Genomic DNA, 21,157 nt, shown 5'->3' with positions numbered 1-21,157 from the left:
ATGGCTGGACTTGTATGCATTGGTGGGCTAGGCGTAATGATTATAAATCAATTGAAATTGCGGTTACCAAAGCAGGAGCAAATGTAGATGTGTTAGACAAATTGGGAGAAACACCTTTGTTTCATTCGGTAGAAGAATCTTCAAACTACAAAGCTACTCAGATTCTAATAGAGCTTGGGGCAAATGTGAATTATTATACCGGAGCTTACACTCCCTTAGATGACGCACAAGGAGCTAGAAATAAAAAGCTTCTCAAAGACGCAGGGGCTAAGAGTGCTAGGAGTTTTCGCAAGATTGAAAAGGAGGCACATTTGGCATTTGGAGTGGATCTTGATGAATCAGATAAAGAGGCTTATCACGCGGCGTTGGATAAATTAACAGACGAACAACGCGAAGAAATAAATAAACTCATCAATCAAAGAATTGCTGAGATGATGAGCAAGCAAAAGGCTAAGTAAGCATAGCTAATAGCCCAAAACGTCCTGTAGTTTTGTCTCTGCGATAAGAATACAATTGCTTATTACAACAAGAACAATACGGGCTAATCTCAATATGCTCTACATTAATACCTAGATTCTTACATTGTGTCTTTATGCACGCAATTAAATCAAGTTTATTGCCTTTTAATACGCTTTTATCAAAGCCAAGTGCAAGCAACTCTTCTTGCACTTCTTTCCCTACTTCATAACAACACGCACGAATAGATGCTCCCACATACATAAAACAATCTGAAACACTACTTCCATATACTTCACTCATACGCTTAAAAACAGCAGGCACAATCCCATCAAACACACCCCTACGACCGGCGTGTATTACTGCCATTACTTTTTTTGCATTATCATAAAGCAAAATTGGATTGCAATCTGCCACTAATACAAGGCAAGCTCTATAAGGTATATGCGTAATAATTGCATCAGCTTCACCAAGACAAATGCTATGAGGAGCTATAATTTTGCTCTTTGTCTTATAAAAATCCTCAAAAGAAGATAAATTTTTTTCATCTAAAATTATACTTTGTGTGCTATGCGTTTGATGACAATAATAAAGAGCTGATACAACTTTTTGCTTATCATTTAAAGCAAATATCTTCCAAAACTCGCTTAGGAATATATGGTGATTACGCTCCACATTCAATCTTTCATCGCCCACATAATACCCTAAATTAAGTGTATCAAATACACCTTCACTTACTCCACCTAAACGATTACTCAAGGCAAAATATACGCTTTTATCCCTAAAAATAGGGCTTTGCAAACTTGTATATAAAAACATAAATCCTCCCATATTTTGATAAAAATCAAATCATTTTATTATTAATAATATTAGAATTCTAACGAGTATTTTCTTAAAGATTCTCACTCACACAACACAAATAAGGAGGGTTTAGTGAAACAGGACAGACAGAAACGACCCACTCTTATGTCAAGTATTTTCGCTATTCTTCTCATAGCTATTGTTATTATTGCGTGTTATACATTTTGGCACGCTAAGGGAGCTTCTTATCTTAGCAATGATTCGGAAGCGTGCAATAATTGTCATATTATGAATGAAGTTTATAGTGATTATCTTAGCGCTCCTCATTCACAGAAAATTGCAGGACAGCCTCGAGCTACCTGTAATGACTGCCATTTGCCTCACAACTTTGTCTCCAAATGGATTGCTAAAGCTCAAAGTGGCGTAGGACACGCTTATGCTTTTACATTCAAGCTTGATACACTACCTACTAACTTGAGTGCAAATGAAACAAGTAAGCAAATGGTGCAAAATAATTGTGTGCGTTGTCATATAGAATATGTCCAAAACGCAGTCAATCCTACGACTACGCCTGGACATAACAACGCACTAAATTGTGTCTCTTGCCACGAGAGTGCAGGACATAAACGAGGTTTTTAACTTAAATTTTAAGGAGGAATAGATGCAAAAAAATAAAGGAATGCTACCTATACTTATCGTTGGAGCTGTTATTATTATTGTTGGACTTTTATGGCTCAATCAAGATATCTCATCAAAACAAGCGGAAAACACAGGTGTTATTTCAAAACAGCTTGTAGAACTTACTGATGAAAATCCCACTTTTGACTTTTGGGGTAAAAACTTCCCTGAATACCTTGATATGTATCTCAAAGTAGAGCACGAAACACCAAAATACACAAACTTTGGCGGAAATCTTGCATATTCAAAGTTGATTCGTTACCCACAATTAACAATATTATGGGCAGGGTATCCATTCAGTCTTGATGCTAATGAAGAAAGAGGGCATTTTTGGATACAAGTAGATCAAATGGACACTGCGCGTAATAATAAAGACTTTCTTAATGCACACGGCTTTGCTAAATTTGGTGGGCAACCTGCAGCTTGTATGAATTGCCATAGTGGCTGGACTCCGTGGCTTATCAAAAATGCAGCAAATGGCGATTTTACTGCGTTTAATAGCACAAAATATTGGACAATGATTAAAAATGTCCCAACTCGTAATGGGATTGAAGAAGGTTCTGAAGAGCACGGAGGACCACACGGCGGTAAAAGAATGGGTGTAACTTGTGCAGATTGCCATAACCCTGATGATATGAGTCTAAGAGTAGTGCGCCCTGCTCTTATTAATGCACTCGTTGATAGAGGTTACCAAAAAGATGCAGCACAAGGTATTAAAGCAGATAGAAAAGAGATGAGGACACTTGTTTGCGCTCAATGCCACGTAGAATATTATTTCAAACCTACTGGTGAAAAAGTTAAGGTAATGGGAGAATCTATTGCATCTGATTCGAGTAAAAAATGGTGGAATGGCACACAAAAAACTTATGATGAGTTTGAACATTGGAGAGATGGCAATAAAGCAACTGAAATTGAAGTTGATGGTATCAATCTTACATTCCCTTGGAGTGCGTGGAAAAAAGGTGAGGTGTTTAGAATTGAAATGTTTGACGAACATTATGATGCAGTGCGCCCCATTTTCAAAGAAGATTGGACACACAAGGAAACTAAAGCACCTATGCTCAAGATTCAACACCCAGAATATGAAATGTTTAGCGGTGGTGTGCACGCAGCAAATGGTGTAAGCTGCGCGGATTGCCATATGCCTTACATTAAAGGCGCGGGAGGCAAAAAAGTAACGCAACACAATGTTACCTCTCCACTCTTTGATATTAATTCTGCTTGCAAAACTTGCCACACACAATCCGAAGAGTATCTTAAAAAACAAATTGCTGATATTCAAAAATCAGTAGCATTTGATTTGAGAAGTGCAGAATATGCAACCGTGAGCCTTATTTTTGATATTAAAAAATTACGAGAAGAACTTGGCAAACTTCCAGCATATCAGTCTGAAGGCAAACCTGATGATGCTAAAATATCAAAAGCTCTCGCAGAGCCACTTGAACTACACCGCCGCGGACAAATGAGAGGATATTTTGTAGGAGCGGAAAATTCTACAGGATTCCATAATCCACGCGAAGCAAGCCGTATGCTCCTTCAAGCAGTAGAAATGGCGAGAATGGGGCAAACAAAATGTGTTGAAATTGCAAATGCAAATGGCATTAAAGGTTTTAAAACTTCTAATCTTGGATTTGATGAGATTCAAAAATTTAATCCCGGAGAGATTGTATATAAAATTGACCTTAATGGACACACTGCCGGAGAGCGCTATTACAAACATCACGAAATCAATGGTGAAGCGCCTCAAGAACTTTTAGAGCTTGATAAAAATACAAAGCCTTATAACTTTAGTGAAGTTGATAAAATCTCTGCAAGTGCCAAAAGCGCAAAATAGTTTTCTTCTCTAGCCTCCATTTTAAAAGCGGAGGCTAGGATTCTTCCTCTTATATTGAAACATTTATGTTATAATCATTTCATCTTGCCTCAAAGGAATTACTATGAAAAAGCTAATTGCTATCATATTGGGTATTGGTGCGCTCATTGCCATAGGCTTGGGAGTTGCCCTCTCGCTCAAAAGCAAAGAGATTAAAGCGCATTTAGAGCAAACACTTAATGAAAGCTTTGAAAAAATTGTAACAAATGATAATTTGCTTAAAAGCTGGGAGCCCTTTGTGTGCGAAGGACTCATTACCGTCAGCTGCTATAGCAAAAAAATTATTTTAGGCGAAGAGGAAATCTTTACGCTCTATAACGCAGGATTTGATATTCATTCAATAGATAATAACTCTCTTCAAGCTTCTTTTAAGATTAAAGATATTAAATGGAATCCAATAGAAACAACAAAAGAAGCAGAGTTAGAATTAGTAAATCTTATTTCATCATCTATACCACAAAAGCTTGAATGTGATGTCGCCTTAAAACGAAATGATGATAAACTATCTGAAAATATACAATGCAATATGAAAGCGTCTAATGCCTCTTATGAGCTAAATAGTAAGGAAACTTATCAACATAGCACTTTTAACACCCAAAATATGGCAAAAATTTTAGAAAATTTTTATCTTAAAGCAATATTAGCCACAGATAATGATGCAGATGATACGTATAATGATGCCAAATATGCATTTGATACTTTTATGCTCAAAGCCCAAAATAAGGGAGAATTTAGTAAAGATATGTATAAACTCTATGAAGTTCAAAGCAAAATACAAGAAATGCCTTATGGTCAAGAAGGCTTTGCACAATATGCAAAAAATATTAATACACTTGCCCTCATCACTGCAAGCTTCGTGTTAGGTGATGTTTATCACGATGAAATGATTACTTTTGGTAATGCTTTAGAATCGTATCTTACAGGACAAACTCACGAGCTAGGAATTCATCTAAGTCATCAAGAAAATAAAGAGTTAAAGTTTAAAACACTTGAAGATTTTGCACAAAGCTCTAATTTTTCGCATCTCTCTGATGATTACACTCTTACGATTCTCTCTAAGTAGTGAGGGCTTATAATGCAGCAAGATAAAGATGCGCAATCATATCAACGCAATGATAAAAAAGGTAAAACAGGCATAAAACGTCTTTATAATGCCTTTTTTTTCTCACTTGATGGAATCAAAGCCGCGTGGAAAGAAGAAGAAGGTTTCAGGCAAGTGCTAAGTATAGGCATTGTGCTAAGTATTGTAGCATTTTTTATAGCACAAACTTGGCAAGAGCTTATATTACTCATCTTACCCTGTGTGCTTTCTGTCATCGTTGAACTTATTAATTCTGCGATTGAAAATGCTATTGACTTTACAAGCCTTGAAATTCACCCACTTGCTAAAAAAGCCAAAGATATGGGAAGTGCTATACAACTTATTGCTTGTCTTTTTGTTGCCTTTGTATGGGGAAGCTATCTTCTTAATCGCTTCATATTCTAATTGCGTTTAATATTTTTGTATATTTTTTGCATAGCAAATAATCTCTGGGCGATATTCAAAATGCATTGTATCATAATGCCACCACCGCCCTCCCCATATAAACCCTTCTTCCTCAAAAGCTTGGACAATCTCTAAAGGAATTTGATTCTCATATTGATACTCATTGCGTTCTTTTTTATCCCATAACCAATATTTAGAAAATTGCGTATTAATATCAAGAGCAATGCCAAAGCTGTGGGGACTAAGATTGGGAGAATCTGCGATATTACGCCAATAAAACGCATCTTGGTCGCTCAAAAATTGATAGTATGCTTGTGGAAGATTCTCAAGTTTGTGCATTACACGTTCAAAAGCTTTATCTACACCATTTGCAGTAGTTACTACAATGAAACTTTTATCAAAACGTTGTTTAAACCAAGGCAACTTTACAAGATGTGCGCTTACATCTTCTTCTGAATGCCCATAAATTGCTTTATAAAATCCTAAATGACGTATGCGAGAAGTATCTTCATTACGATTGAGCACATAACCTTTAAGGGGATAGGGATAAGTGAAAGCGTCATTCATATCAGGATTTAAAATCTGCTCATCATAGCTTTTTTCTAAACCATCGTCCCATACGAAACTGCTCCCATCATTAAGAACTACTTGATTATCGGCTATTCTTACCACCTGTGGATAATATCGCTTTACACACTCTTGCGCGAGAATATCAACAACTTGCTCTGCACCTAACAATACATAGACTATACACAAACACGCTATCACTTTCTTCATTTCTATCTGCCCATTTGGTAACTTGAAATGCTAAGATTATAACGTGTTTTGATATATTTCTTACAAAATTTGTTCTTAAAATTTATCTTCCGCTTTAGGTTTATAGAATTTTTGTAGCCAATCATCTACAGGAGCGAGGAATCTATAGATAGCAGGCACAATAAGCAAACTCAAAAACATTGAAAACAGCAATCCGCCAATAATACAAATTCCCATAGGCGATTTCATACCCGCTCCAGAGCCTGTAGAAATAGCTAGAGGTATCATACCAAAAACCATAGCAATCGTTGTCATAAGAATAGGACGCAAACGCGATTCTCCAGCTAAGATAAGAGCCTCATCAGTGCTATATCCTTCTTTGCGCTTTTCATTTGCTACATCAATAAGCAAGGTAGCATTCTTACCTACTAATCCCATTAGAATCATAAGTCCCATAAGCGAAAACATACTAAAAGGCTGCTGCACAACAAAAAGTGCGATAAATGCTCCAGCAAAACTAAAAGGCAAAGTCATCATAATTACAACCGGTTGCAAAAAGGATTCATAAAGAGCAGCAAGAATAAGATAAATCAACACAATCGCCGTTAAAACCGCTATAAGAAAGGCTATCATCATTTCTTGTGCATTTTCAGCTTCACCTTGAAGCTTAAAAGTAGCACCCGGCTCAAGCCATTCATTTGATTTTTGCGCAGTGATATTCATCATATCACCTAAAGAAATACCAGAATTTTTTACAGGATACGCATATACCGTAACGCTCCGTTGTCTATCAAAACGAGAAATAACTGAAGGGGCAGAGGTATGCTCTATTTCTACAAGCCCCTCTACAAACATCAACTCACCCTTGCTATTTTTCACTTGTAATTTTTTAATATCATTAAGTGAGATTCTGTCATTATCAGGCACACGAATAGTAATATCATATTCTTTGCCTCTATCTTTAAAGTATCCAATAATCGCCTCACCAGAAAATGCCCCCCGCACTACATTTCCAATATCTTGAGCACTTACTCCATATCTATCAGCGTTAGCACGAAGCACTTTGAGACGATATTCGGGCAAATCTTCCGAAGTATTAAGGTGAATATTAGTAACCTTGCCTGCCAATGTTGGATCAGTTTTTAAAATATTTATGAGATTATCCCTTGTTTTCTTTAAGGTTTGACCATCAGGTGCAAGAATTGCTACTTGATAAGGCGAACTATCCCCCCCCCCCAAATCTGGTACTTCAGATGTAGAAATTACAAATTCTTTCCCAACTGCACTTGATTTTAGTTGCTCACCCACATCAGCCATAATCTTAAATTGCGATTCTTTATTTGCGCGCTCTTTTTTTGGCTTCAATCTCGCATAAATTTGTGCCTTAAAGATTGTTTTTTGCGCGTCATATCCAATTTGCAAAGTCGTAAAATCAACATCTTGATGAGCCATTACTATATTTTGTAGCTCATTTGTCTTTTCTTTCATTGCACTCATACTCGTGCCGGGTGTAGTCTCCATAAATACCTGAAATTCACTTTTATCATCGGGGATAATAAATTCCATACCAAGCTTAGCTAAAAGTGTAAGGGAGAGAAAAAATATACCCACAATACCTACAATCACCTTGATTCTATTACGCAATACAAAGGCTAAAGTTTTGACATAATACGCATCAAGTCTCTTAAAAAATGGCTCTGTGCGATGATAAAACTTTGAATGTTGAGGATTTACTACAATAGATGAAATCATCGGAATAATTGTAATTACAACAATATAAGAAATACCAATTGCTGCAGCCACGGTTATACCAAAGCTTTGGAAGAATCTCCCCACGATTCCGCTCATACTTCCCACAGGAATAAAAACTGAAAGAAGCATTGCTGAAATAGCAATGAGTGCAAAACCGATTTCACGCACGCCCTCATAAGCCGCCTCTCGTTTGCGCATACCTTGTTCAAGCTTTTTATGGATATTTTCAATAACGACAATCGCATCATCAATGATAATCCCAATCGCAAGAGCTACTGCAAGAAGAGTAAGCATATTTAAAGAGAATCCAAAAAAATTCATTAATGCAAAAGTCCCAAAAATAGAAATAGGAATACTAATGGCTGATACGATCGTAATAGTCGCACTTCGCAAGAAGATAAAGACCACAGATACTGCTAAAAATACGCCAAGGAGCACATCAAATTCCACTGAAGAAATGGCTGCACGCACATTTTTTGTGATATCTTTAAAGACTTTAACGTCATACTCTGGGCTTATAGATTCTATTTGTGGCAGCACTTTCATTACCGCATCAGCAATGGAAATATCATTTGCGCCAGAGATTTTTTGCACCTCAAAAATCACACCCGGAGTTTTATTAAATGACGCAAAAGTCTTATCTTCTTCAATGCCATCTTCAATCGTAGCAATATCAGCTAATCTAATTCCCTCCGCAATACGAATATTTCCTATATCACTTACATCAGCACTTTGAGCATCGGTTGTTATAGCCCATTCACTCAATGTCCCAATGAGTTTCCCGCCATCAACTTCTAGATTCTCTAACCCTACTTTATTAGAAATATCTGTATAAGTTATACCATATTTATTAAGCATACTAGGGCTTACAAAGATTCTAATCTGTCGCTCTCTGTGCCCTCTCATCTCAACGCCACCAACACCAGAAATTTTTTGCAACAATGGTTTTATATTATCTTTAGCGTGTCTCATCATTTCAGATGAAGGCACTTTATCACTTGTGAGAAATAAAGAGATAATAGGAGCAGAAGAGCTATCAAATTTATAAACTGCTGGACTTTTCACGCCAGAATCAAGCTGCACCGTGCCCACTTTATCTCGCACATCATTGACTGCATCACTTAGAGGCTTTTCAAGCTCAAATTGCACAATTACAACACTTGAATTACGTGCTGAACTTGAAGTTACTTTTTTGAGCCCATCAATACCCATAATAGCTTCTTCAATCTTATCTGTTACTTTTGTCTCTACAATCTCCGCACTTGCACCCGGATAAGCTGTGATAACTACTGCCACAGGAAAATCAATATCAGGGAAAAATGAAGTTGGCATTTTAAATACGCCTAAGAATCCAAAAAATAAGATTGCAAAGGCGAACATTAAAGTTGAAATTGGACGAGTAATGGCAAATTTATACATTATTTTGTCCTTATATAACCATCACCAAATGTGCCCGGAATGATGTCTTTTGCCATTGCCTCGGCTTTTACTTTGCGTGTGCTTGTGCTTGCGGTAGGATAGATCTTACTTATTGTTGTATGTAAATCCTCTTTACGCCCATCAATACGGAAATCAAATCTATCACCTACTTTAATTTTGTTTATATACTTAAAATCAAATTCCAAAACAAGCTTTACATCTTGACTAATGATTCTAAAAAGCTTTGTGCTATGAGCACTTACCCCATCACCAAGCTCAACCTCTTTAGAAGCTATCACACCATCAAATGGTGCTCTTAGCTGTGTTTTACTTAACACCGCCTTTTGATAGTTATAATCTGCCTCAAGTTTTTTATATTCTGAAAGGTATCTATCAAGCGTATTTTTATCTACTGCTCCACCAGAACGTTTATAACGTTCCCACTGCTTTTTTGCAAAAATATATTGTTGTTCAACTGAATTCATTTGAGAAAAAATATCTTGATTAAAAAGATTAAGAAGCAAATCTCCTTTTTTCACCTCACTACCGACATCAACAAAAATATCAGATACAATGCCACTTGTAGCGAGATTTAAATTAGCATCTTTTATTGCTTCAGCATTAAAAATTGCATAAACATCTTCTGCCCACATTGACGAAGCGAGAAAAATCCCCGCTACTATACCTAAAACCTTTTTCATCTCTCCTCCTTTTTATTACTACTCAATATGTTGTTGCAAATCTTGTCCGCTATAATAAATATAATATGCCTTTTGCATCTCATAATTATTGAGTGCTTGATTGTAAGTTGATTCTGCTTCAAATTTCTTTGTCAAAGATTGAAGATAATCCACAAAATTAAGAATCTGTGCGTCATATTTTTTTGCTACATTCTCAAATGCAATGCTTGCTGAACGCAATGCTGCCTCTGATGCTTTAATCTTTGCTACGGCAATTTCAAGGCTTTTGCGATACATCTTTTCATCTTTTTTTTGCTCTTCTTTTTTATAAGCAAGCTCTTTAAGAGATTTTAAATAACCAAGTTGAGCAGCTTCATATTGCCGATAAGTCGTAAGTGCATCAAGGTGAATAGTCGCATTAATCATAATCTGATTTTGATTAAGCGGAAATTGACGTTGTAACATAGGCAGGATATCATTGGGATTCATTCCACCTAAACCACCTTTAAACCTAATTGCTCCCGGTTTAGTAATATCGCTATTTACCACATAAGTATCACTGATACTTAAAATTGGAAGATAATTAAATTGTCGCGCTTGATATTTTGCGCTCAATGCTTGGAAGTTAAGCATATTTAAGTCGTGGCGATTTTCATCAAGTGCAAAAAGCGGTGCTTTAATATTTTTACGCTCAAGCTCTTGCACCTCTGTATTTGCAAGAAGTGAGAGCATAAGCTTATTTTTTTCAATCTCCATTTTGATATTTTCAATATCGTGCTCGGTAGCAAGCAATTCTGCGCGCAAAGATTCTACATCATCAATGGTTGTAAGCCCTGAATTAAAAAGTCTCTCCACACGTTTAATGTTAGATTGTAGCTGAATGCGTTTTTGGTCTAAACTCAAAAGTTGCGCACGATTGGTAAAATAACCATAATATTGCTCAATCACACTTAAAAAAAGCTGGTCTTTAGTATTTTCCCTATCCTCAATGCTTGCACGATAGAGTGAGCCTTTTTCACGCACTTTGTTATAGGTTTTAAACCCACTAAAAACTTCCCAATTTCCCTTTATACTTCCTGTATGTGTTTTCATACGCATACTTGGATTGTTTGTATCTTGGTATTGATATGCTCCATCAAGAGTGGGCAAAAATTCACCCCAAGCCGCCCTACTTGTGGCTTGAGCTTGTAAAATCGCCAAATCTTTAGCTTCAAGATTGTAATTTTTCTTTGCCCCCTCAATAAGCTCTATGAGCGTAAAAACTCTACCGCTAGATTGTGTGGATTCTATATTTTGTGCATTATCTTGCGCTTGGACAAGATAATGCATAGAATCTTGTGGTATTTGTTGAGCATTTAAGATAGAGAAAAATCCCAATATAAGGACAATTCTTTTCATAAGTTATACTCCTTGTTTATTATCAATTTCCATTTTTGAAGTTGGCATTCTAACTCAAGTTTGTAAATATAGTTGCATATGCAACTATATTTTATATTAACTTGTAATACGTGAAGGGTGAGTGTAAATATTGAGCGTATCACCACGTGCAAAACCTACAAGGGTAACGCCTAAAACCTGTGCAGATTTAATCCCTAAATATGTCGTAGCAGAACGCGAAATTACTATGGGAATATCACTCATCGCAGCTTTAATCACCATTTCCATTGATAAGCGTCCGCTTACAATAAGTATTGCCTCACTCATATCAAGCGAAGCAAGTCTCGCTCTGCCAATAACTTTATCAATAGCATTATGACGCCCAATATCTTCACTCACAAGCGTCTCTTCGCATACAAGCATTGCCTTATGCACACAACCTGTGCGCTCAAAAAGCGCACTTGGCTGATTAAATTCATCAAGGAGTTTAAAGATTGTGCGCGTATCCACACGCATATTTGAAGCGATAAATTTTTGAATAATCTCTCCATCAAAATTTGCACTTACTCCAACACAACACCCTGTCGTCAGAGTTTTTTCTTTATGGAGATGATTAAGCCTATCTTCTTTAATATGGGCATTCATATGCACACTCAAGCCATCAGGAGCAATTTCAAGTGAAATAATATCATTAACACTTTCTAATACGCCCTCATTCATCAAAAATCCTACCAAATGAGCATCTTGAGAGAAAGGCAAACTCATCACAGAAAGGAGTTTTGTGCCATTGAGATAAAAAGCTATGCGTTGCTCCTCAATGATGTTATCTTCACATACCTGCAATGATTCATCACGGAAAAGCCTCACCATACGCATTTGATGCACAAAGTCGCTCACTTACTCTCCTAGTGTTTTATGCGCATAGAATCTAATTTGCCTTGAGCCTTTAAATCCTTGTAATAAAGACTATGGAGCATAGAAAGCTCTTCCTCACCCATTTTGCCATTAAGGATAGATTCTACTGCGCCTTCAATAGCAAAAACTGCCATATAAATATGAGTAATCAAAAGCGCAATAATAGCAAAGCCCATCACATTGTGCAAAATTGCTAGAATGCGCAAAGTATTAATATCCGTGCATTGAAAAAACATTACTGCACCGCTCAATACCATTACGCCACCACCAAGTGTAGCCACCCAAAACCACATTTTTTGCCCTGCATTAAACTTGTGAGCTGGAATCTCGCGATTGACTTTATCAAGATAACCACCAAGCATCATCATCCATTTAATATCGTGAGCTTTGAAAAAACAATCTTTTGCCCACATAAACAACATTAATGTGCCAAATACAGCAAAGAAAATTGTTGCAAAGCCATGCACATCACGAGCAAAGCGAATAAGTGTGCCACCACCAAGCTTATCGCCAAAAACCATCATAAGTCCCGAAAGGCACAACATCACAAAAGGCACAGCTGCACACCAATGCACAACAATATTATATTTAGTAAAGACGATTAAAAAGCTATCGTGCGAATAATGTCGCTTACCCACAAGCTTATAATGCCCATAAAACGCCATAGGCACAAAAATGACAATCAATAAAAAAATCAGAGCAAAATACTGCCCTTGCAAGATTGTAAAAAGCTCACCCCAACCAAAAGAATTGGGTGAATCCACACCCCAAGCCTTAATCGCAGCGACTTCTGGTCCGCCATAAAGATGAGGGTTGGCTCTATCTGCGGGCATAATAAGTGCATTATTTCCATTTATAACTTCTGCATATTGCTTTCCACCTGCTTGTGGGACACTTGGATCAGCAGCAATCACAAAAGCACAAAGACTCACTACAATCAAGTAGATTCTAAAACACCATTTCATAGAATCCTCCTTAATCCTCGTAAGCCGTTTTCCACACATTAGGCACAGCATTAGGGATATTTTCGCCTTTTGTGCTAGCACGATGCGTAATAATATGAGAGAGCTGCTCACCACTTCCAGCAAGCAATGCCTTTGTAGAACACATAGAAGCGCACATTGGCACTTTACCTTCTGCGATTCTATTTTGCCCATAGAGTTTGTATTCCTCTGTGCTATGAGTTTCTTCAGGACCACCAGCACAAAAGGTACATTTATCCATTGCTCCCCTTGAACCAAATACATCAGATTTAGGAAATTGTGGAGCTCCAAAAGGACAAGCATAAAGGCAATATCCACAACCGATACAAGTTTTCTTATCGTGCAAAACAATGCCATCGGCTCGGATATAAAAGCAATCTACTGGGCATACCTTAGCACAAGGTGCATCAGCACAATGCATACAAGCAATAGAAACTGCGCTTTCTTTACCTACTACACCCTCATTGAGAACAACAACTCGTCTGCGATTGACACCAACAGGCAAATGATGAGCCTCTTTACAAGCTACATCGCAGCCGTGGCATTCAATACATCGGTTTGTATCGCAATAAAATTTTATCCTTGAGAAATGCTCAAGGTTTTTTGGAATAGTGTTACTCATTTTTTATCCTTTTATTACGCTTTTTCAATTCGGCATAGACCGCATTTTGTTTCCGGACAAGCAGAGTTATAATCATACCCATAACTGCTAATCATATTTGCTGATTCACCAATAGCATAAGGTTTTGTGCCCTCTGGATATTTATCAAGTCGCGATTCTCCTTGATCCATACCTGAAAAGTTTTGAGGCAACCAAATGCTATTTTCATCTACACGAACAGAGAGTTTTGCAGGCACAAGAATTTTGCAACCATTTGTTCCATATATCCATACCAAATCACCATTTTTTACTTTGAGCTCTGCAGCTTTATTTGGGTGAATCTCCACAAACATTTCTCCCTCTACTTCAGCTAAATATTTCGCACTACGAGTTTCTGCACCTGTTCCCATATGAGCTACTAAACGTCCGCTTAACATATTGATAGGGAACTCTTTTACCCAATCTTTTTCCTTTTGACGCGAAATATACTTAACATTAGCACGGAAAAGATTTGGTTTATCTGGGAAGCTTGGATATTTATCTACCAAATCTCCACGCACAGAATGGAGGGGCTCACGATGGAGTGGAATCTTATCATACCAATTCCATACATTCGCCCTTGCTTTACCATTTCCATAAGGGCATAATCCTGCCTCTAATGCTTTTTCTACCAAAATATTATTCCCTATACCTAGAGCAAAAGTGCTTCCCTCAATGGCATTTTTCTCCTCGCTACTTAGACTAATCCCTAAAGATTCAGCATTTTCTGCAGTTACAGGAGCGTGTCCACCGATATGTTTAGCATTTGGCAAGCTTCTATTTGTAAGCATACTTTGCCCATCTGGGCTTGTAACACCCCAATTCACGCGGAATCCCATACCTCCACGCATAACAGGAATAGTATCATTATACATTACAGGTGTGCCCGGGTGCTTATCACTCCAACAAGGCCAAGGCAGCCCGTAATAATCTCCCTTAAACTCTCCTGTGCCTTCCAGTGTTACTTTATCAAATAAATGCCAATTTTCTTGGTGGGCTTTTAGTCTCTCTGGACTCATACCTTGCAAACCAATGCTACGAATACTTTGCGTAAGTTCAGTAGTTGCATCTTCAGGCCAAATAAATTGCTCCCGTCCTTTTGATTTTGCTATATCATAAAGTCGCCATTGCAATTCTTTCAAGAATCCTAATCGTTCAGCCAAACCAAAGAGAAACTCCTCATCAGGACGGCATTCAAAAAGCGGTTCCATTACTTTAGAACGCCATTGATAGCTACGATTTGTCGCTGCCACAGAACCACTTGTTTCCATTTGAGAAGCCGCTGGAAGCATAAAGAGATTATCGCTTCTATCACTATAAATTGCCAAGTCATTAACATAAGGATCTACAAACACCACCAAATCTAGCATATCCATTGCTTTTTTTTGCAAATCAAGCAAAGAAACTGTGGTCATACCTGAACCAATTACAACTAAAGCACGTAGCTTTGTGCCACCATTATTTGCAGCATTTTCTTCATCTAATACACCAAATTTCCAAGTAGAATGTGCAAAACCGGTTTTACCCATCATTTCTGCATCTTTGAAACGTCCTAACATCCACTCATACTCAACGCCCCAATGCTTACAAAAATGTCGCCAAGCTGGCTCTCCAAGACCATAATAACCCGGTAGAGAATCTGCGAGATTGTTCATATCCGAAGCTCCTTGCACATTATCGTGTCCCCTTAAGATATTCACGCCTCCGCCATTTTTCCCAATGTTGCCTAAAAACATTTGCAAAATAGGCATAATTCTTGTATTGCTTGTGCCAATCGTATGTTGTGTAAGCCCTTGATTCCAAATCAAGCTTGCAGGTTTTGCAGCTGCCATTTCTTCGGCAATATGCCTAATTTCATCAGCTGGGATTCCACAAATATCTGCTGCCACTTCTGGAGAGAATTTTTGTGCTTCTTTAATAATATCCTCATAGCCATAAACTCTCTCTTTGAGATATTGCTCATCATAAAGCTTTTTAGCAATGATGTGATTGAGCAAACCATAAGCAAAGGCTATATCTGTCCCACTGCGGATTCTATGGAATTCATCACATTTTGCTGCAGTTTTTGTAAATCGTGGATCAATACATACAAGTTTTGCTCCTTGCTCTTTAGCTCGCAAAATATGCACCATTGACACAGGGTGATTTACCGCTGGATTTGCTCCAATGACTAAAATATATTTTGAGAACATCATATCGCCAAGATGATTTGTCATACCACCATACCCGAATGTATTCGCCACACCGGCGACTGTTGGGCTGTGTCAAACTCTAGCACAATGGTCTATATTATTTGTCCCAAAAAATGCTGCAAACTTACGAATATAATAGCTTTGCTCATTAGAACATTTCGCACTTCCTAAAAACATCACTGCATCAGGACCGCTTTCTTCTCTAATTTGTTTAAGCTGTGTAGCAATTTTATCCATTGCCTCATCATATTTAAGCCTTGTCCATTGCCCATTTTGCTTTTGCAAAGGATAGCGTAATCTTGTTTCGCTTCTTGCTCTATCAATCAAATCTGCACCTTTGCAGCAATGTCCGCCTTGAGAAATCGGGTGGTCTTGAGCCACTTCTTGGCGCACCCATACACCATCTTGCACTTCAGCAATCACACCACAACCCACTGAACAATGTGTGCAAATAGTTTTGATTTTTTGAGATTGTGGATACTTTTCCTTCAACTCTGCCTCACTCGCTTTTCTAAGCACTTTTTCCCCCTCATTTCCCAAAGCACTGCTCACACCAGCCACAGAAGCCAATGCAGAGAGTTTGAGGAATGAGCGCCGAGCATTGCGTCTATCATTTACCTCGCTCATTTTCACTCCTTATGATTATCTATTTGGCAACTGAAAAATAAGTTTGCCAATATGTTGTATCATCACGATACAACACCTCTTGCTTTTTGCTCTTACCCTTAATGACTTCTTTTTGTGTGTGTTCTCCAGAACAACCAGTCAAACTAAGAGAGCCTATCGCAACCACAGCGCCACCTACCCCAGCAGTTTTTAAAAACTTACGCCGAGTTTGATTGCTTTCTTGCATTTTAGACATATAGCCTCCTTTTTTTGACTTTGGGATAAACCCATTTGAGCTCTCCATTTTAAGGGCTCAAATCAGCTTACCTTTTATATTGAAAATGTCATTTTAAACTCCGCTCAACATTTAAAAAACTCTGTAATAAATAACCCACACTTGCATAATAACTCAAATCCTCTCTTTGAATAAGTGCAGCTACAACAAAATCTCCTAAAGGAATCACAAGTTCATCTACAACTTGAGCACTCAATACCCTATCTCCCTCATTAGGAGAAAGCAAAAGATGACGCATTAAAAGCAACAAAAAGCCTAAATGTTCCTCGCTTTCCTTGCATTCTTGAGTATTAAGCCTAAAAGTGCTTTGTTTAGTAAGGCTACGTGCTTTAAGTAAAGCCTTGCCATTCAAATAACCTTCAAGATAATGCGAAAGATAAAGCATTATTTGAGTATTTTCACTTTTTACTTTTTCATTTTTGCAATCTGATTCGTGAGGCACAGCAAAGGGCAAAATAAAAGTATGAGTGTATTCGCGTAAAATCTGTTGTGTGCCCTTACGCTCTAATTCACTTTCTAAAAGCTCAAAATGCGCATTATCTCGCTCATTAAGGATATTTTCTTTTAAAATTTTTACTTGTTTTAGCAAAACGCTTGAGCGCTCACTCAGCAATTCATATAAAAATAATCCTGCAAAAAAATCATAATATAATGCTCTCGCACTTGCTACAGATTCTAAAATATCTCGTGCCATTAATGCGCTCCCTCAAACATAACTTTTACCTTGCAATCTGCACAACATTCTAAAGTTTTAAGCTTAAGAATATCGCTACCAAAAGCAGGAGTAAGAATCTGCTTAATTTTTTCAATACTTTTACGCGTAGCAAAAATTTTATCACATTCTATACATCTAAATGGCTCATCAACTGCTATTGGGATATATTCAAAACTTTCAGGGATAAGATTGAGCGTGTGAGATTCTATGCTTAAGACTTGCTCGGCACAACTTGCTACACAATACCCACAACCTGTGCAAAGTGAGGACTTATAAAGTAGCTCAAATGACGAATTATTATTAATTAAAGCATTGGTATTACACGCTTCCACACAACTAAGGCACATTGTGCATTTTCGCGCATCAATACCCAAGATACCAAAACCCTTAATTGACACTTTGCTATATTCTTCTTGCTTAATCCAAAAACGCATACGTTCAGAAAAAATGTCCTTGCTTGTCTCCTTGCTCGCAGGTGTATAAATATAATGACTTTGTGTAAGTGGTTGCAACATACCTAAAGCTTGCGAATCTGTAAAATTATAGATTGCTTTTTTTGCAAAAATGCGCTCATAAATAGTATTTAAAGATTCTATATCGCTAGAAATATGCTCACCCAATGGACTATAAAGCACAATTGGCGCACTTGATTCTTGCAAAAGCGTAAGGAAATAAGTGCTATTAAGCATATCAGGCACTTCTAGGACAAAAGGCAAAAGTAAGCAATTATATTCTTTGAGGGCACGAAAGTCTTTGGCAAATTGTTGCGATTCAAGGTCTGCTCTTGCTACTATAAGCGGTATGCGCCCTTTATAAAGTCGTGCTTTGTAAGTAAAAGATTCTAATCCATCACCTTCGCGTTGCATACTTCCCGTGGGACATACACTCACACATTTACCGCAAGAAATGCAATCAATAGGTGAGAGATGCAATATTTTTAAAGAATCATCACTGCTTACACCCATAGTCGGGCATATATCAACACAACTATGACACACCTTGCTTCCGTCAGAGAATGGGCGACGTCCTTGATATTGACAATGTGATGAATCAAATACAATGCTACGACTATAATTTTGCTCCCCGCATAAAGCAAGTAAAGAGCGCAACATTGAATCTGCACTCTCATACATATTTGGTGTATGCACACCTTTAAAATGAGGGAGATTCTCAAGTGGGGCAAATGAAACTACCTGCGAAGTAGCAATTTCTTCAACTGCACCTTGAGCATTTTTAAAATACAACTTAAAAACTCCAAGATGTCCGCTAAGGCGCACAAAATCCTGTGGTAAAAGATGAAGCACCTCAAGTGCAGTATGCTTTTCATTGACACAAAGTGCTAAAAAAGTATCGCATAGCTCTCCATAGCCAATTACTACACAATGTGGAGCAACCACGCTTAAAGCATCTTTGCTTAAAGAGGTAAAATCAAGCGTGAGTTCATCACATTCTTGTAAGATTTCTAATTCCTCATTGTTCAAAAGCTCAGTTAATCGATGTTGTTTCATCTATATTCACCTTAAAGTATCGTGTAATATGATACTTCACTTCAGCAAAAATTAAAGCATTTTTTAACTAAAATACTTTTATATAATTTAAAATATATCGGTTTTTGTAACATTCCTCAATATAAGTTCTTTTCCATTAAAATAACAATGGATTTTTCCTAAGAATCTTAATTCTAAAGGTTTCTTAGCACTTCTATAAGCATTAGGAATGATACTTCTATCAAAGATAGGACATTCTTGATAGTTATTGTGAATAAGCTTTGCCATAAAAGGTTTTAAATATTCACTCTCTTTAATCATAAAAGTAGCTAAACCTTGAGTATTAGTGATCGATTCTTGTCCTAGATTGACATTTTGTAATTGGAGTTTTGCATTCTCTATGGGTATTCTTGTGTATTCATCTAGGATTTGAATGCTAAAGTGTATCTCTCCAACTCTATGAGAGTTAATGGTATCAGGAGAAAAGAGGAGAGGAGAGGAGAGAGTAGGTAGGGTTGGGGAATATGGGATTCTTGTTGAGAGTCTTGTTTGAGGTAGTTGGGGAAAGAATGGAGTAACTTATCTATATCATTTGAAGTGGAGTTAGAATCTATATTGCTTAAAACTATCTTTAATTCCTGCTCAGTCGGATTCCTTAATGTTTCTTGTTCATATTTGTTTTGAGAACTGAATATATTTTTCTTTAAATAATCATATAATTCATCAATTTCCAATGCGTCATAAATATTACTAAGTATTGCTGTCGAAAAATAACCTACTCCAGCCAAAAACAATACTCTTCCTGCACCTGCAATAAATCCACTTGTCGCGCCTGCAGCATTACCTAATCCAGGTATAATCGAACCAGCTAATGTTCCGATTCCAGCCCCAATGAGTGCTTTATTTAATATCTTTGGTGCTATTTTTGTGGCAGAAAAACCAACTATTACATCAAGATTTAAAACAATAAAATTTTTAAGTTGAGAATTGTTTGGATTATTTTGCATTATAAGAGCATTTGGAGTTGAACCTAAAACAACAACAATGAGTTGAACTTTTGTATTTGAATATACATCTAATGCCCAAACAGCATTTCTTATAGCACTGATTGCACTCGTTAAAGCACTTGAGTCATTGGATACCTTATCCTGATTGTTGATTTGCATATAATAAGTTAAATTATCTTGTTGGGTTACGACTATCTCATCGCTTTCATAAATCGTTTTCATTGTTTCTTATGCCTTTTGATGTGTTCATAGAGCTCGAGTGTTTTCTCATCTTTTTTAATGGTAATATTTATCAACATATTTTTATGCCAAATATGCAGATAGTAAGTATCACTTAGATTGACATAGAACATAGAACTTTGTATCTCATCTAATGAACTTGCAATCAGAATCTCATTCCATTTATAAGAGAGTTTGCCATATATACGATGATACAAAGTGAGATAAGTTTCACTTATTTGTGCTTTATAATACCAATCTTGCAAACAAAGCTCTAATAAATAGAGAAAAACACCAATCCCAAGAAAAATATCTACAAAATAAAAACATACTCCAAAAATTAAAGAGGCTATAAGGACAAGTAAAAGCAATGTATTGTGCTGTATATCGCATTCATAGAGGCTCACTTCATTTGTCTGTGATGTATTATAGAAAATGCGAATAAAATTAAAAAGACTAGCCAAAACAATCAATATCCCTAAAAACTTTAATAAATAGGGTGAAAATTCCCAATGATAAACAAGAGTTGCAATAAGTATAAAAACACAAAAGAGAGCAAAGATAATCTTCAAAATAGCCAACAAGAATCGAGTTGCATTGTTTGGATTATAAGCATTAGTAGGATTAGAATCTCTCACTCCGCCTTTACCTCCCCACCTTTAACGACTAATCCTTTAGAATCTATGACTACTTCTACTCCACCAGCTTTAATAATAACACAATCTCCCTTAGCAGTAATAGAAGTGTCTCCTACTTGGTGAAGGATTTGGTTACCAGCATTAACACTATAATTGGTTTGAATCTCTGAATTTGAAGAATC

The 21,157-nt window shown here is 37.0% G+C and carries 20 protein-coding genes and 1 pseudogene; 5 read left to right on the top strand and 16 right to left on the bottom strand.

The window, feature by feature from the left end; genetic code table 11:
• On the top strand, window positions 1–458 hold a 458-nt coding region (locus LS66_RS09540; RefSeq protein WP_138092107.1), incomplete at its 5' end, for an ankyrin repeat domain-containing protein.
• Here LS66_RS09540 and LS66_RS09535 read toward each other — a convergent pair.
• Window positions 451–1,275, bottom strand: a complete 825-nt coding sequence (locus LS66_RS09535) for a polyphenol oxidase family protein (protein ID WP_011115057.1) — start codon at window positions 1,273–1,275, stop codon at window positions 451–453. The genes LS66_RS09540 and LS66_RS09535 overlap by 8 nt on opposite strands.
• 147 nt (window positions 1,276–1,422) lie before the next feature.
• Here LS66_RS09535 and nrfH point away from each other — a divergent pair, with 147 nt between their 5' ends.
• The 4 genes from nrfH to LS66_RS09515 all read left to right on the top strand — a co-directional run bounded on the left by nrfH (window position 1,423) and on the right by LS66_RS09515 (window position 5,294).
• Window positions 1,423–1,896 (top strand): cytochrome c nitrite reductase small subunit, encoded by a 474-nt coding sequence (gene nrfH / locus LS66_RS09530; protein ID WP_226989518.1) that lies wholly within the window; start codon window positions 1,423–1,425, stop codon window positions 1,894–1,896.
• A gap of 22 nt (window positions 1,897–1,918) precedes the next feature.
• Window positions 1,919–3,769, top strand: a complete 1,851-nt coding sequence (locus LS66_RS09525) for an ammonia-forming cytochrome c nitrite reductase subunit c552 (protein ID WP_138092104.1) — start codon at window positions 1,919–1,921, stop codon at window positions 3,767–3,769.
• Between the two features lie 103 nt (window positions 3,770–3,872).
• Entirely contained in the window at window positions 3,873–4,871 is a 999-nt protein-coding gene (locus LS66_RS09520) for a hypothetical protein (protein ID WP_034368357.1), read from the top strand.
• Between the two features lie 12 nt (window positions 4,872–4,883).
• Window positions 4,884–5,294 carry a diacylglycerol kinase gene (locus LS66_RS09515; protein ID WP_011115064.1) on the top strand — a complete coding sequence of 137 codons (411 nt, stop codon included), beginning with the start codon at window positions 4,884–4,886 and terminating at the stop codon, window positions 5,292–5,294.
• A gap of 6 nt (window positions 5,295–5,300) precedes the next feature.
• Here the strand turns inward: LS66_RS09515 and LS66_RS09510 are convergent, their stop codons facing one another.
• From LS66_RS09510 to LS66_RS09435, 15 genes and pseudogenes are all read right to left on the bottom strand, one after another.
• The gene (locus tag LS66_RS09510; RefSeq protein WP_236097024.1) at window positions 5,301–6,071 is read right to left on the bottom strand and encodes a M15 family metallopeptidase; all 771 of its coding nucleotides are present in this window, start codon (window positions 6,069–6,071) and stop codon (window positions 5,301–5,303) included.
• Window positions 6,072–6,146: 75 nt separating this feature from the next.
• The gene (locus LS66_RS09505; protein WP_138092101.1) at window positions 6,147–9,221 is read right to left on the bottom strand and encodes an efflux RND transporter permease subunit; all 3,075 of its coding nucleotides are present in this window, start codon (window positions 9,219–9,221) and stop codon (window positions 6,147–6,149) included.
• On the bottom strand, window positions 9,221–9,922 hold the full coding sequence (locus LS66_RS09500; protein ID WP_011115067.1) for an efflux RND transporter periplasmic adaptor subunit: 702 nt from the start codon (window positions 9,920–9,922) through the stop codon (window positions 9,221–9,223). The genes LS66_RS09505 and LS66_RS09500 overlap by 1 nt, the downstream gene beginning before the upstream one ends.
• 18 nt (window positions 9,923–9,940) lie before the next feature.
• Window positions 9,941–11,299: a TolC family protein gene (locus LS66_RS09495; RefSeq protein ID WP_011115068.1), complete on the bottom strand. Its 1,359-nt coding sequence runs from the start codon at window positions 11,297–11,299 to the stop codon at window positions 9,941–9,943.
• A gap of 96 nt (window positions 11,300–11,395) precedes the next feature.
• Window positions 11,396–12,175: a formate dehydrogenase accessory sulfurtransferase FdhD gene (fdhD, locus tag LS66_RS09490; protein ID WP_138092098.1), complete on the bottom strand. Its 780-nt coding sequence runs from the start codon at window positions 12,173–12,175 to the stop codon at window positions 11,396–11,398.
• Window positions 12,176–12,183: 8 nt separating this feature from the next.
• On the bottom strand, window positions 12,184–13,158 hold the full coding sequence (locus LS66_RS09485; protein WP_034367626.1) for a formate dehydrogenase subunit gamma: 975 nt from the start codon (window positions 13,156–13,158) through the stop codon (window positions 12,184–12,186).
• A gap of 10 nt (window positions 13,159–13,168) precedes the next feature.
• Window positions 13,169–13,798: a formate dehydrogenase FDH3 subunit beta gene (gene fdh3B, locus LS66_RS09480; RefSeq protein ID WP_034367629.1), complete on the bottom strand. Its 630-nt coding sequence runs from the start codon at window positions 13,796–13,798 to the stop codon at window positions 13,169–13,171.
• A gap of 14 nt (window positions 13,799–13,812) precedes the next feature.
• The gene (locus tag LS66_RS09475) at window positions 13,813–16,635 is read right to left on the bottom strand and encodes a molybdopterin-dependent oxidoreductase (RefSeq protein ID WP_081947978.1); all 2,823 of its coding nucleotides are present in this window, start codon (window positions 16,633–16,635) and stop codon (window positions 13,813–13,815) included.
• Between the two features lie 19 nt (window positions 16,636–16,654).
• Window positions 16,655–16,870: a twin-arginine translocation signal domain-containing protein gene (locus tag LS66_RS09465; RefSeq protein WP_011115074.1), complete on the bottom strand. Its 216-nt coding sequence runs from the start codon at window positions 16,868–16,870 to the stop codon at window positions 16,655–16,657.
• 88 nt (window positions 16,871–16,958) lie between these two features.
• Window positions 16,959–17,603, bottom strand: a complete 645-nt coding sequence (locus LS66_RS09460) for a molecular chaperone TorD family protein (RefSeq protein ID WP_011115075.1) — start codon at window positions 17,601–17,603, stop codon at window positions 16,959–16,961.
• On the bottom strand, window positions 17,603–19,132 hold the full coding sequence (locus tag LS66_RS09455; protein ID WP_034367635.1) for a 4Fe-4S dicluster domain-containing protein: 1,530 nt from the start codon (window positions 19,130–19,132) through the stop codon (window positions 17,603–17,605). The genes LS66_RS09460 and LS66_RS09455 overlap by 1 nt, the downstream gene beginning before the upstream one ends.
• Before the next feature lie 87 nt (window positions 19,133–19,219).
• The gene (locus LS66_RS10225) at window positions 19,220–19,432 is read right to left on the bottom strand and encodes a hypothetical protein (RefSeq protein WP_034367638.1); all 213 of its coding nucleotides are present in this window, start codon (window positions 19,430–19,432) and stop codon (window positions 19,220–19,222) included.
• Window positions 19,433–19,533: 101 nt separating this feature from the next.
• Complete coding sequence (locus LS66_RS09445) at window positions 19,534–20,340, bottom strand: glycine zipper family protein (RefSeq protein WP_034367641.1); 807 nt, start codon at window positions 20,338–20,340, stop codon at window positions 19,534–19,536.
• On the bottom strand, window positions 20,337–20,975 hold the full coding sequence (locus LS66_RS09440) for a hypothetical protein (protein WP_034367644.1): 639 nt from the start codon (window positions 20,973–20,975) through the stop codon (window positions 20,337–20,339). The genes LS66_RS09445 and LS66_RS09440 overlap by 4 nt, the downstream gene beginning before the upstream one ends.
• Window positions 20,972–21,157: pseudogene (locus tag LS66_RS09435) on the bottom strand (hypothetical protein); the annotation flags it as partial. The pseudogene LS66_RS09435 and the gene LS66_RS09440, both read right to left, overlap by 4 nt.

It is taken from the genome of Helicobacter sp. MIT 03-1614, from assembly GCF_000762925.2.
GTDB lineage: Bacteria > Campylobacterota > Campylobacteria > Campylobacterales > Helicobacteraceae > Helicobacter_C > Helicobacter_C hepaticus.
This window is presented reverse-complemented; position numbering and strand designations above follow the sequence as displayed.